The sequence below is a fragment of the Pseudoalteromonas sp. MelDa3 genome (assembly GCF_002863625.1).
In the GTDB taxonomy this organism is placed as follows: Bacteria; Pseudomonadota; Gammaproteobacteria; order Enterobacterales; family Alteromonadaceae; genus Pseudoalteromonas; species Pseudoalteromonas arctica.
This window is the reverse complement of record NZ_PJBR01000123.1, coordinates 1-12,575: the sequence shown is the minus strand read 5'-3', so window position 1 is coordinate 12,575 and position 12,575 is coordinate 1. Positions and strand designations below refer to the sequence as shown.

Sequence of the window (12,575 nt, the reverse complement as noted above, 5' to 3'; positions counted from 1 at the left end):
TAAACATGCCCTGATGTGTATTGCTCTTATTTTATTTGAATTTTACCTGAGTTTTACAAGTAACATTTGGAGGAAATATTTTTAAGTATAAAAGCAAATATCGTCCTTGAATATTTGCTTGGTAAGAGTGTTATAAAAGGCAGATTAAGACACGCTTGTTTTGGGATTTGTGCCCGTTTAACTTTGTTTATCTTACTGTTTTAGCAATTTTCTCCCAATATGCAGCAAGTTCATAGTGATGAAAAACAGCTGCTTCAAAGTCCTGAGTTATCTCTTTATTTGGCTCATATACCGGCGCATCTTTTATCGCTTTACGAACTAAATCAGTTGAAATTGAGTTGTCGAGCCATTGCACTTCGTAAATCCATGCTGACGGGATAAGTGCTTGATGTCCTCCCCACCAATTGCTCGTCTCAACAATTAGGTAACGAACCGCCCATGTATTTTCTTCAACTAAAAATCCTGATACATGGCCAATGTCTCCGTCTTTAGCGTGTATGTTATAGCCAATAATAGCTTTGCAACTACGAAGATTAGGATCCCCTTTTTGATCATGCTGACTTTTTATACTTTTATGAATTAGATTTGCGCTGCGGGCACCTTCGACACTATGTTCAAAAATGTCATTGCCAGGATATAAGGAGTAGGGGTATATCCCGCTTCCCCAAAAATTAGTACCGATCCAGTAATACGGGTATCCATAGTAGTTTAGGTAGTTCATTTCATGTTGTCGTGAAACGGGTTTATTAGTATCAATACCAGGACTATTTTTAACTTGGTCTTTACTGATTAAAACAGGGAAAATCTTTTCATCCCAATTTGGGTTTTGCACCGCAATAGGGGAAATTAAAACTTTGCGACTCGATAGCCACGTGCCTGTTTCTACAACAAAATAACGTATCACCCATGCTAGGTCATCAAACAAAAAATCTTTTTCTTTGCCTACAATACCGTCACTAGCAGCGATTGCACAACCTTCTAAGTCTTTCATACTACGTAACATAATAACGATCCTTTTTAGTGGGTTATTTGCATTTGTAATGCATTATTTTTGCAGTTTTTGACGCGCTTTTGCTTATCAAGTGCTTTCTTCTTATTTAGGGCACGTTTATCTTTTGAGGTTAAACATGCGCAGCCCTTTGGGTTCATTCTAGATCGTGAGCTGGATGCGGAAGCTTTGCTCGGTTTTTACCGAGCCCGCTAGGTTGCAAACCTTGCGCCGCGATTAAATAGCCTCTAGATAGAACAAATTTCCATCTTAAAAGGTCAACAGACCCTAATGCTTATCTATAAAAAACCATGCTTTTATAAGCTGTAAAGTACAAACGATAAGTAGACTAATATTTCCAGTTTCGGCTTTTGAAAAACAAAGGTCTGTGCGCTGACGAACAAGCAATGTTATTTTTCATTGATTTTTAGGTAGCGCTATAACAAGAATAATTAGAACGTGCGAAGTGTATTTTTAAAACTGACATTATATTTGAGTGTTAGCGCACGGACTCTATGCTTATTTTTGAGTAGCGTGGCTTTGTGACTGACTTTTATTCGCGCTGTAAGTGTTGATAATACTCACTTTATTCAGCTAACTTTAAATAAAGTAATCGAGCATATAATGTTAATACATAATAAAAAGAGAAAGTTGGGTGCTCCAGCATTGGGGCTATATAATGTGCGCAAGTCGAGAAAACATAAATATAACACTATTTCTGGGCCGTCACCCAAAGTTGAATACGTTGCTGGTGTTTTAGCGCCAACAAGATCAAACAATGCTGTTATACGTTATATAGATTATTCAGCTAGCCGTATAGAAGCCAAAGAGGTTAGTGATATTGATGAGTTTTTAAAAACTCCTCAACCCGAGTGGGCAACAGTGAGGTGGATCCACGTGAGTGGTACAGACTCTTATATTGTTGGTTTACTTCAACATCATTTCGCATTTCATACGCTCACCGCAGAAGATATTTTACATGTACCTCAGCGACCTCGTATCGAATTTTTTGACGATCATTTATTTGTTGTATTAAGCATGTTGAAGCTAGAGACGCATGAGCCCAATAATACAATCCTTGATATTGAGCAAGTTAGCTTACTTTTATATGACAATGTTTTACTGAGTTTTCAAGAAAAACCAGGAGACGTGTGGCAATCCGTTCGCGGTCGTCTACATACAGAAAATCGTCGTATTCGCAAAAATGGTACTGGTTATTTACTTTATGCATTACTTGATGAACTGGTTGATAAATGTTTTCCGGTACTTGAACAATATGGCGATATCCTTGAGGAACTTGAAGTAACAACACTTGAAAATCCAACTCCCCACGTACTGCATCATATCCATAGTATTAAACGAGAATTGGCATTATTAAGAAGAATTGTTTGGCCTATGCGAGAGGTTATCGACCATTTGTATCGCGAGGAAGGAGGCAGAATAGATGACTCTACGCGCCCTTACCTTAGAGATGTGTATGAGCATAATATTCAAATTGTTGAAATTATTGAGTCATACCGTGAAATGGTAAGCGGTTTAAGTGAGCTATACATGTCAGCTATTTCAAACCGTATGAATGAAATTATGAAAGTGCTTACTATTATATCTTCTGTTTTTATACCGTTAACATTTATAGCTGGAATTTATGGAATGAACTTTAAATACATGCCAGAGCTAAACTGGACTTGGGCATATCCCGTTTTGTGGTGTGTTTTTATTTTGATAACGGCAGCAATGATATTTATTTTTTGGCGTAAAGGTTGGCTTAATAGAAATTAACTTTAATAGAAACAAAATTTAATAGAAACAGCAAGTAAATGCTCAATAAAACAACTGCTTATGATTAACAATAATAAATGCGTACGCTAGCGAACAGAACCAATAATATCACTCACTTACACTCATTGTATTAATTGGGGTGTAAGTGTTTTGCGCTCCATATTTTAAGTGGAGATTAAAATGGGTCATGAATTTTGGAGTGAGTGGTACTCAGGTTGGGGTTGGTTTTTATGGTTTGGTATGTGGTTATTGCTCATATCGAGTTTAAGCCATTGGGGTTATAGCTACCGAACCCATAGACGCTATGGGTTAGAGTCTAATAAAACAGCAATTGATATTCTTAATGAAAGATACGCCAGCGGCGATATTGACAAAAAAGAATTCGAGCAAAAAAAACAGGACATAACTACCACTGCGTAGTTAGTGCGCTGGCTAATCCTCGCCATGCTCTTATATAGAGCATGGCTTAAGCATTTTTGGATGCGACAAGATGGAAACCCTGCATATGATTCTTCCTTCATTAACATCAAAAGAATTAGAGTTAATTGACGCATATTGGCGTGCCACGAATTACCTGTCGGTAGGTCAAATTTATTTATGCGATAACCCACTTTTAGAGCGCCCACTGATACTAAGTGATATTAAAAATATGTTGCTTGGGCACTGGGGAACAACACCCGGGCAAAATTTTATTTATGCGCATTTAAATCGTGTTATTAAAATACACGATCTAAATATGATTTATGTATCTGGCCCAGGGCATGGCGGGCAAGCTATGGTTGCTAATACCTATCTTGAGGGCACCTACAGTGAAATTTACCCTGATATAAGCCAAGATAAAGCAGGTATGCAAAAACTGTTTTTACAGTTTTCGTTTCCCGGTGGCATTCCTAGTCATGTGTCGCCCGAGTGTCCGGGCTCGATTCATGAAGGTGGCGAGCTGGGCTATTCTTTGAGTCATTCGTTTGGAGCTGTATTTGATAATCCAGACTTAATAGTTGCTTGTGTGGTGGGTGATGGTGAGGCAGAAACAGGGCCAATTGCAACTGCATGGCATTCTAATAAGTTTCTTAATCCTATCAGTGACGGTGCTGTTCTCCCTATATTGCATTTGAATGGGTATAAAATTGCGAATCCTACCGTTTTAGCGCGTATTACCCATGAAGAATTAGAGCAATTAATGTTTGGTTATGGCTGGAGCCCTATTTTTGTTGAAGGACATGAGCCTGAGCTAATGCATCAGGCTATGGCTAAAGCACTTGATGTCGCAATACATCAAATAAAAAAAATAAAAAAAGATGCTCTCGATAATAACGATCCAACTCGTCCACGTTGGCCAATGATTATCCTCATTTCACCTAAAGGGTGGACGGGTCCAAAGCTCGTAGATGGTTTTCAGATAGAGGGAACATCGCGTGCGCATCAGGTTCCTATTTCTAGCCCATCAGCTCATCCAGATCATTTGCAATTATTAGAAAGCTGGCTGCGTAGCTATCATCCAGAAACACTTTTCGATTCACAAGGGCGTTTATTACCAGAGCTTGCTGAATTGGCCCCAACGGGGAATCGCCGTATGGGAGCAAATCCTCATGCGAATGGTGGGTTGCTGCTAGAAGATTTACATATGCCTGATTTTCGCGATTATGCATGCGAAGTAATCTCTCCCGGTATACGCGGAATTGGTGATACCAGAGTTTTAGGTCCATTTTTGAGAGATATAGTTGAGCTTAATGACGAGCAACGTAATTTTAGAGTATTTGGACCTGACGAAACAGTATCCAATGGTTTAGGTGCACTGTTAGAGGTAACCGATAGACAGTGGAATGCAGCAACCCATAGCAACGATGAGCAGCTTTCGCCTAGTGGCAGAGTAATGGAAATGCTGAGTGAACATCAATGCGAAGGTTGGCTTGAAGGATATTTATTAACCGGCCGCCATGGTTTGTTTAATAGTTATGAAGCGTTTATTCATATTATTGACTCGATGTTTAATCAACATGCTAAATGGTTAAAAGTGGCGGCAGGTTTACCATGGCGTAAAAAAATCGCTTCACTTAATTATTTACTGGCATCGCATGTATGGCGACAAGATCACAACGGTTTTACCCATCAAGATCCGGGTTTTATCGATCATGTTATTAATAAAAAAGCTGAAATTGTGCGCGTTTATTTACCGCCTGATGCTAACTGCTTGCTGTCGGTAATGGATCATTGTTTGCGAAGTCGTCATTACGTTAATGTAGTTATTGCAGGCAAGCATCCTGCGCCGCAATGGTTAGATATGGTGGCAGCTGTTAAACATTGCGAGGCAGGGATTGGCATTTGGCAATGGGCGGGTAATAGCGTAGATGCAACACCTGATGTGGTGATGGCTTGTTGTGGTGATGTGCCTACATTGGAAACGATGGCAGCCGTTATGATTTTACTCGAGCATTTTAGTAATCTTAGAATCCGGGTTGTTAACGTGGTTGATTTGATGCGTTTACAGCCTAATACCGAACATCCTCACGGGTTAATCGCAGAGGATTTTGACACTCTGTTTACTATTAATAAGCCGGTTATTTTTGCATTTCATGGCTACCCAACGCTTATTCATAGGCTTACGTACAAGCGTAATAATCATCATAATATTCATGTTCGCGGGTATAAAGAAGAAGGCACTATTACAACTGCTTTTGATATGACGGTATTAAACGAGATTGATCGTTTTCATTTAGTGTTAGACACACTGGAACGCCTGCCAAACTTGGGTACAAAAAGAGACGCACTAAAAAAACAGCTTGAAGAAAAGCTTGTTGAGCATAAAAAATATATTAATAAGCATGGGCAAGATCTCCCTGAAATTCGTAATTGGCAGTGGCAGGCGCATCAATGAATTTTGTAGCTCAATCCACGATTAGTAAATTTGAAAATCTCGGTACAATTACCGCTATACGCGGCAGCGTAATTGACGTGCGTTTTGACAAGAAGCTACCTGCGATTAATTCAATGCTTAGTGCTGGCGAAAATAAACAGTGTATTTTTGAAGTGCTAGAGCAGCGCAATGAGCATCATGTAAGAGCAATTGCGCTCACGCCTACACAAGGACTTGCGCGTGGCATGGAAGTTGTTGACAGTGGCGGACCGTTACTTACCCCTGTTGGTAAAGGAACCTTATCGAGAATGTTTGATGTATTTGGTAACACGCTTGATGGCGGTGGTGAGCTTAAAGATGTTCAGTGGCGCTCTGTACATAATAAGCCAGTGCCATTAACCGAACGGTCAACCCAATCAGAGATTTTTGAAACCGGTATAAAAGTAATTGATGTGCTGGTGCCGTTAGAACGTGGTGGCAAAGCGGGATTGTTTGGCGGTGCAGGTGTTGGCAAAACAGTGTTATTGACTGAAATGATTCACAATATGGTGGGCAAGCACAAAGGTGTTAGCCTATTTTGTGGCATAGGTGAGCGTTGCCGTGAAGGCGAAGAGCTTTATCGCGAAATGAAAGACGCGGGCGTTTTGCCAAACATGGCGATGATTTTTGGGCAAATGAACGAGCCACCAGGGAGTCGTTTTAGGGTGGGGCATGCAGCTTTAACTATGGCTGAGTATTTTCGTGATGATGAGCAGCGAGATGTGCTGTTGCTAATCGACAATATATTTCGTTTTATTCAGGCAGGCTCTGAGGTATCGGGCTTAATGGGGCAAATGCCTTCAAGGCTTGGTTATCAGCCTACTATGGGCACAGAGCTTGCCGGCTTAGAAGAGCGAATTGCCAATACACAAAATGGTGCTATTACTTCTATTCAAGCGGTGTATGTACCTGCCGATGATTTTACCGATCCGGCCGCAGTTCATACATTTTCTCATTTATCGGCTTCTATTGTGCTCTCTCGCAAACGCGCTAGCGAAGGATTATTTCCGGCTATAGATCCCCTGCAATCTAATTCAAAAATGGCGAGCCCCGGGGTTGTGGGAGAGCGCCACTACTTACTTGCACAAAAGGTACGTAGCACTTTAGCGCAATACAATGAACTCAAAGATATTATTGCTATGTTAGGGCTTGAACAGTTATCAGTTGAGGACCGCAACATTGTTGGACGCGCAAGGCGTTTAGAGCGTTTTCTTACTCAGCCATTTTTCACAACAGAGCAATTTACTAGTTATAAAGGCAAACTTGTTAGCCTTGATGATGCGCTAGATGGGTGTGAACGCATTTTAAATGATGAATTTAAAAACGTGCCAGAGAGTGCACTTTATATGATAGGTGCCATAAGTGAGGTCAAAATAAAATCCACAGTAAATAATAATGAGGATACAAGCGGTGACGCAAACTCAGATACACCTTAAATTATTGCTGCCGTATGAGATATTTTTCGACAGGCATGATGTGACTCATGTTGTTGCCGAAACAAGCGAAGGATCGTACGGATTTTTACCCAATCGCCTTGACTGTGTTGCGCCTCTAACCCCAGGTATTTTGACATTTAATTGCGAAAAAGACGGTGAGATATTTGTAGCCGTAGATGAGGGCGTATTAATTAAAACAGGAAACACTGTGCTGGTATCGGTGCGAAGTGCCATATTAGGTACTGATCTGGCAACACTTCGCAGCGCTGTAGATAAAGAGTTTTTGGCACTCAATGAACAAGCACAACAAGTAAGAACAGTGATGGCTAAATTAGAAAGTAGCTTTTTAAATCGTTTTCGACTTTAACCACTAAAAGCTATTTATTTATGACAAACAAAAAAGACGACCTAGGTTCAAAAGACTCACAAAGCAGTTCATCAACACTTGCAGAACAAGTAGAAATAAAAGCCCAGCGTAAGCTAAAAGCAAGGCTTAACTCTCATCAAAAAATATGGTTTGGTTTAGGAATGATGGGCCTCATTGGTTGGTCGGTTGCAGTGCCTACCATACTTGGTGCAAGTTTAGGTGTGTATATAGATTCGCATTATGAAAGCGATCATTCATGGACATTGGCTTTATTGGTTGCGGGTTTAGCACTTGGGTGCTTTAACGCGTGGCACTGGATGAGCAAAGAAGACAGCGCGATACATCAAGATCAACACGGTGATAATCAGCAAAAGGATGACGAAGATGCATGAGCTAGTCGGCGTATTAATTATTGTTAGTGTAGGTCTAATGCTTGGTGCCTTATTTTTTGGTGGCCTGTGGTGGACGGTGCAAAAAAGTATGGTATCGACTCACCCAGCGCTATGGGTTGTGCTGAGTTTATTTATACGCATGGGAATTACTTTAAGTTGCTTTTATAGTGTGATGACGAGTGACTTATTATCAAGATCTTGGTTGCAATTACCACTGTGTTTATTTAGCTTTTTGATAGCCCGTTTTATTACCACTTATGTTACCCGTACTGCATCAACCTCTCATTTAGCAAAGGTGACACATCATGCACCTGAGTCCTGATACGGTTATTTATTGGCAAAATGGTTTTTTAAAACTCAATGCAACCATCGTTTTCACTTGGGTTTTAATGTTGGTTTTGGTGATTAGTTCGATATTGATAACCCGTAAGCTTTCAACCACGTTAAAGCGTTCTCGTTGGCAAAATTTTTTAGAAATTATAGTAACGGGGATCACACAACAAATTGAAGACGTAGGCTTGAATGACGCTAAAAAATACCTTGGCTTTTTAGGCACACTGTTTTTATTTTTAGTAACCGCGAGCATGTTTACCATTGTTCCGGGTTATGAGCCACCCACGGCGTCGTTATCGACTACAGCAGCACTGGCGCTCACCGTATTTATTGCAGTGCCTTTATTTGGTATCAGTGAACAAGGGCTTGGCAATTACTTAAAATCTTATATGGCTCCTACTTTTATTATGTTGCCATTTAATATTATTAGCGAATTATCACGGACACTTGCTCTGGCTGTGCGGTTATTTGGCAACATGATGAGCGGGGCAATGATCATTGGCATTTTGTTAACCATTACACCCTTTATATTCCCAATCGTAATGACGGCACTGGGTTTGCTTACAGGCTTAGTACAGGCTTATATTTTTACTATTTTAGCCGCCGTTTATATTGCTGCGGCTACGCGCTCAGTAAAACCAGCCAAACAACGAGTTAATTAATCACGTATTTCTACACATCATACTTGGAGAGAACATGGATAGCATGACAATGATCGCAATGGCATCAATCGTTATTTCAGGAATTACAATTAGTTTTGGTTGTTTAGGTCCATCGCTTGGCGAAGGTAAAGCAGTAGCAACGGCATTGAGTGCATTAGCACAGCAACCTGATGCATCAGCAACTATTACGCGCACGCTCTTTGTAGGGCTTGCGATGATTGAATCGACCGCAATATACTGTTTTGTCGTGTCGATGATTCTTATTTTTGCCAATCCGTTTTGGAACTACGCTATCGCACAAGCTGCAGGAAGTTAAACCATGCTAATTGATTGGTTTACAGTTGCAGCCCAAGTGGTTAATTTTTTAATTTTGGTGTGGTTACTAAAACGCTATTTATATAAACCAATTTTGCACGCTATTGATAAGCGAGAAGAGCGTATAGCCGCTGAGTTAGACGATGCTGAAACAAACCAAAATGAAGCACTGGCGGAGCGTGAAAAGTTTTTTCTGAAAAATGAAGAGTTTGAACAACAACGTACACAAAAGATGCAACAAGTAAGCGTGAGTGCTAAGCAAGCAGAGCAAACACTTATGTTAGAGGCGCAAAAAAGAGTCCAAAGCTGGGGCACTAAATATCAACAAAATATAGTAAAAGAGACTGATAATTTAAAGGAGTCTTTAAGTCGAAAAGTTAAGCAAGAGGTATTTGCTATTAGTCGCAAAACCTTAACTGAACTGGCATCAACAACTTTAGAACAACAAATATGTGAGGTGTTTACAGCGCGCTTATATAAGCTTGATGACGACAAAAAAACCACTTTAGCGCAGGCGCTAAGTACAAATAGTGAATTTGTACCTGCCTTAATTCAAAGTGCGTTTGAGCTAACTGAATCTCAGCGTTTAGCACTTAAGAATGCTATTAATACTGTGTTTTCAAAAGATATTACCATTAAATTCACCACCGATGAGAGCCTTATTAGCGGGATTGAGTTATGTGTCAATGGACAAAAGCTGGTGTGGAGTATTGACGATTACTTACAATCAATCGAGCAGGAAGTTGATATGTTACTAAAACAAAAAACAGCTCAGCCTACAACTTCTCAACCTGTTGATAAGTGATGAGTGACCTTAGCGAAAACACTCAGAATAAAAACACAAAAATACACAGTTTAACAAACGCATTTGGTGATGTGTTTAAGCACATTCAGCAAGGGCTAAAAATAGTTAACTCACAATTGAACTTACATGAAGTTGGTATTATTACCAGTGTATCAACGGGTATTGCGAAGGTGTCGGGATTACCTGGCGTTGGCTTTGAGGAACTAATTATATTTCCCGGTAATGTGCTTGGAATTGCGTTTAATATTGATGAAAAAGAAGTCGGTGTTGTGCTTTTAGGTGAATACGCCCACTTACAAGCTGGGGATGAAGTGCGCCGCAGTGGTCGTGTAATGGATGTAGCGGTTGGCAATGCGCTATTAGGGCGAGTGATAAACCCACTTGGCGAGGCACTAGACGGTGGAAGCGTTATACAAACCGAGCAGCGTTTACCTATAGAGCGTCCAGCTGCACCAATTATGGACCGCTCTCCTGTTACTACGCCTTTGCAAACCGGACTTATTGTAATCGATGCGATGATCCCAATAGGGCGAGGACAACGAGAGCTTATTTTAGGTGACAGGCAAACAGGTAAAACAGCTATAGCCATAGACACGATTTTAAATCAGCGAGAACAAAATGTAATTTGTATTTATTGCGCTATTGGTCAGCGGGCATCAACGGTCGCTAAATCAATAGCAATATTACGCGCGCAAAATGCAATGGCTTATACGGTTGTTGTTGCAACAGAGGGTAATGAGCCACCGGGCTTACAGTATATAGCGCCTTACGCTGCAACCAGTATTGCAGAATATTTTATGGAGCAAGGACGTGATGTACTTATTGTATATGACGATTTAACTAAGCACGCAAGAGCTTACCGCGAGTTGTCTTTGTTGTTACGACGACCGCCCGGACGAGAAGCATTTCCAGGGGATATTTTTTATATTCATTCACGATTACTAGAGCGTGCGACCCATTTAAATAAAGAACGTGGCGGTGGTTCCTTGACCGCACTCCCCATTATAGAGACCGAAGCTCAAAATATTTCAGCCTATATTCCAACTAATTTAATTTCGATTACCGACGGACAAATTTATTTATCACCCTCATTATTTGCTCTAGGTGTATTACCAGCCGTTGACGTTGGTAAGTCGGTTTCTCGTGTGGGCGGTAAAGCACAGCGTGCTGCGTTTCGTGCAGTTGCTGGCGATTTAAAGCTTGCATATGCTCAATTTGAAGAGCTAGAAACCTTTGCTCGTTTTGGTGCCCGACTTGATGATGATACACGGCGTATAATTGAACATGGACGGCGTATTCGAGCGAGCTTACATCAATCTGAATCATCACCTATGCCAGTGCCTGAGCAAATTATGCTATTACTCGCACTCAGTAATGGCTTTTTAGATTCGATTGAACTGCTAAAAATAAACGACGCAAAAAATATTCTTAAAAAAGCAGTTGCGCAGTTAGACGATACTTTATGTGATAGATTTGATACCGCTAAAAGCTTAAGTGATGACGATCGACAAACAATTGTTGAGTTGGCTAAGCGCGTACTTGTTGATTTTGAGCCTGAAAAGAAGGCAATAACAACATGAGCAATAGTGCCGCTAATTTACGCCATAAAATAGCCAGTGCAAGTGATTTACAAGGCGTGGTAAAAACGATGAAGGCACTTGCTGCCTCGAGTATTGGGCAATATGAAAAATCGATTAGCTCATTGACCGATTACTACCGGGCAGTTGAGTTAGGATTAAGTGCGAGTTTGCGTGATGACATGTCATTTCAATTTTCACCACAACCCAAAAATTTAAATGAAAGCAGAGCGGGTGTGATCATATTCGGCTCAGATCAAGGGTTGGTAGGGCAATTTAATGAAAGTATTACCGACTTTACAATTAAAGCGCTAAGTAACGAGACCCAGCCACCTCTAATTTGGGTGGTAGGCGCACGTGCTGCATCTCGACTTACCGATGCCGGCTTTAATTTAGTAAAAGTATACACAGTGCCAGTGAGTGTTCACGATATAGATACCTTAGTTAGGCAAATTCAAATAGACAGTGAATCAAGCTTAGTTCTTAATCCTGGTTGCCGTGTATTGGTGTTTTATAATCAACCTAAACAAGGCGCGCTTTATGAATGTGTGTCTCAGCGATTACTCCCACTTGACGAGCAATGGCGAGATAATTTTAAAAATATTTTATGGCCAACTAAAGCTTTGCCAGAAGTACTCTGCAAGCACTCTACAACAATAAGAGCATTGATCCGCGAGTATATTTTTATTTCTCTCTATCGTGCATGTGCCGAGTCGTTGGTCAGCGAAAATAGCAGCCGTCTTGGCGCAATGCAACGCGCTGAAAAAAATATTGAAGAGCTACTTGATAAGCTTTCGAGTGAGTTTAATACTCTGCGTCAAAGTACCATTGACGAGGAGTTGAGTGATGTACTTGCAGGTTATGAATTACTAAATAAAATAGACTAGGGGCTGTTGATCTTAGAGGTTGAATTTGAAGCTCTATGTGTTTTTTTAATCAAAACATCGCCTATACAGTGCGGTTATTGACTCTTTGTAACTCGATTTTTACTTATTCTTACAAAAATGTAAGCCATTAGAGTAACGCAG

General features: G+C 40.5%; 13 protein-coding genes. 12 read left to right on the top strand and 1 reads right to left on the bottom strand.

The window, feature by feature from the left end; all coding sequences use genetic code 11:
* Positions 1 to 187: 187 nt before the first annotated feature.
* Entirely contained in the window at positions 188 to 1,003 is an 816-nt protein-coding gene (locus tag CXF89_RS17465; RefSeq protein WP_121955323.1) for a PRC-barrel domain-containing protein, read from the bottom strand.
* A gap of 666 nt (positions 1,004 to 1,669) precedes the next feature.
* On the opposite strand from CXF89_RS17465, the gene corA reads away from it, so the two are divergent.
* From corA to CXF89_RS17405, 12 genes are all read left to right on the top strand, one after another.
* Positions 1,670 to 2,767: a magnesium/cobalt transporter CorA gene (gene corA, locus CXF89_RS17460; RefSeq protein ID WP_257983239.1), complete on the top strand. Its 1,098-nt coding sequence runs from the start codon at positions 1,670 to 1,672 to the stop codon at positions 2,765 to 2,767.
* Between the two features lie 180 nt (positions 2,768 to 2,947).
* Positions 2,948 to 3,187 carry an SHOCT domain-containing protein gene (locus CXF89_RS17455; protein WP_008168384.1) on the top strand — a complete coding sequence of 80 codons (240 nt, stop codon included), beginning with the start codon at positions 2,948 to 2,950 and terminating at the stop codon, positions 3,185 to 3,187.
* A 70-nt stretch (positions 3,188 to 3,257) separates the two neighbouring features.
* The gene (locus tag CXF89_RS17450) at positions 3,258 to 5,642 is read left to right on the top strand and encodes a phosphoketolase family protein (RefSeq protein ID WP_197102251.1); all 2,385 of its coding nucleotides are present in this window, start codon (positions 3,258 to 3,260) and stop codon (positions 5,640 to 5,642) included.
* The gene (gene atpD / locus CXF89_RS17445; RefSeq protein WP_121955321.1) at positions 5,639 to 7,096 is read left to right on the top strand and encodes a F0F1 ATP synthase subunit beta; all 1,458 of its coding nucleotides are present in this window, start codon (positions 5,639 to 5,641) and stop codon (positions 7,094 to 7,096) included. Before CXF89_RS17450 ends, atpD begins: the two co-directional genes overlap by 4 nt.
* Complete coding sequence (locus CXF89_RS17440) at positions 7,071 to 7,463, top strand: F0F1 ATP synthase subunit epsilon (protein ID WP_024590342.1); 393 nt, start codon at positions 7,071 to 7,073, stop codon at positions 7,461 to 7,463. The genes atpD and CXF89_RS17440 overlap by 26 nt, the downstream gene beginning before the upstream one ends.
* Before the next feature lie 20 nt (positions 7,464 to 7,483).
* Positions 7,484 to 7,855 carry an AtpZ/AtpI family protein gene (locus CXF89_RS17435; RefSeq protein WP_024609582.1) on the top strand — a complete coding sequence of 124 codons (372 nt, stop codon included), beginning with the start codon at positions 7,484 to 7,486 and terminating at the stop codon, positions 7,853 to 7,855.
* Complete coding sequence (locus CXF89_RS17430) at positions 7,848 to 8,177, top strand: ATP synthase subunit I (RefSeq protein WP_121955320.1); 330 nt, start codon at positions 7,848 to 7,850, stop codon at positions 8,175 to 8,177. The genes CXF89_RS17435 and CXF89_RS17430 overlap by 8 nt, the downstream gene beginning before the upstream one ends.
* Positions 8,161 to 8,850 carry a F0F1 ATP synthase subunit A gene (locus tag CXF89_RS17425; RefSeq protein WP_010552605.1) on the top strand — a complete coding sequence of 230 codons (690 nt, stop codon included), beginning with the start codon at positions 8,161 to 8,163 and terminating at the stop codon, positions 8,848 to 8,850. Before CXF89_RS17430 ends, CXF89_RS17425 begins: the two co-directional genes overlap by 17 nt.
* Positions 8,851 to 8,884: 34 nt before the next feature.
* Complete coding sequence (locus CXF89_RS17420) at positions 8,885 to 9,166, top strand: F0F1 ATP synthase subunit C (RefSeq protein WP_010552606.1); 282 nt, start codon at positions 8,885 to 8,887, stop codon at positions 9,164 to 9,166.
* A gap of 3 nt (positions 9,167 to 9,169) precedes the next feature.
* Positions 9,170 to 9,970 carry a F0F1 ATP synthase subunit delta gene (locus CXF89_RS17415; protein ID WP_010552607.1) on the top strand — a complete coding sequence of 267 codons (801 nt, stop codon included), beginning with the start codon at positions 9,170 to 9,172 and terminating at the stop codon, positions 9,968 to 9,970.
* Positions 9,970 to 11,550: an alternate F1F0 ATPase, F1 subunit alpha gene (locus CXF89_RS17410; protein ID WP_121955319.1), complete on the top strand. Its 1,581-nt coding sequence runs from the start codon at positions 9,970 to 9,972 to the stop codon at positions 11,548 to 11,550. Before CXF89_RS17415 ends, CXF89_RS17410 begins: the two co-directional genes overlap by 1 nt.
* Complete coding sequence (locus CXF89_RS17405; RefSeq protein WP_121955318.1) at positions 11,547 to 12,434, top strand: F0F1 ATP synthase subunit gamma; 888 nt, start codon at positions 11,547 to 11,549, stop codon at positions 12,432 to 12,434. Before CXF89_RS17410 ends, CXF89_RS17405 begins: the two co-directional genes overlap by 4 nt.
* The last annotated feature ends 141 nt before the right edge of the window (positions 12,435 to 12,575 follow it).

Bases quoted from the DNA above. Each gene is read 5' to 3' on its own strand.
- CXF89_RS17465 (WP_121955323.1), bottom strand. From the start codon at position 1,003: ATGTTACGTAGTATGAAAGACTTAGAAGGTTGTGCAATCGCTGCTAGT.
- CXF89_RS17455 (WP_008168384.1), top strand. From the start codon at position 2,948: ATGGGTCATGAATTTTGGAGTGAGTGGTACTCAGGTTGGGGTTGGTTT.
- CXF89_RS17450 (WP_197102251.1), top strand. From the start codon at position 3,258: ATGGAAACCCTGCATATGATTCTTCCTTCATTAACATCAAAAGAATTA.
- atpD (WP_121955321.1), top strand. From the start codon at position 5,639: ATGAATTTTGTAGCTCAATCCACGATTAGTAAATTTGAAAATCTCGGT.
- CXF89_RS17435 (WP_024609582.1), top strand. From the start codon at position 7,484: ATGACAAACAAAAAAGACGACCTAGGTTCAAAAGACTCACAAAGCAGT.
- CXF89_RS17430 (WP_121955320.1), top strand. From the start codon at position 7,848: ATGCATGAGCTAGTCGGCGTATTAATTATTGTTAGTGTAGGTCTAATG.
- CXF89_RS17425 (WP_010552605.1), top strand. From the start codon at position 8,161: ATGCACCTGAGTCCTGATACGGTTATTTATTGGCAAAATGGTTTTTTA.
- CXF89_RS17420 (WP_010552606.1), top strand. From the start codon at position 8,885: ATGGATAGCATGACAATGATCGCAATGGCATCAATCGTTATTTCAGGA.
- CXF89_RS17415 (WP_010552607.1), top strand. From the start codon at position 9,170: ATGCTAATTGATTGGTTTACAGTTGCAGCCCAAGTGGTTAATTTTTTA.
- CXF89_RS17410 (WP_121955319.1), top strand. From the start codon at position 9,970: ATGAGTGACCTTAGCGAAAACACTCAGAATAAAAACACAAAAATACAC.
- CXF89_RS17405 (WP_121955318.1), top strand. From the start codon at position 11,547: ATGAGCAATAGTGCCGCTAATTTACGCCATAAAATAGCCAGTGCAAGT.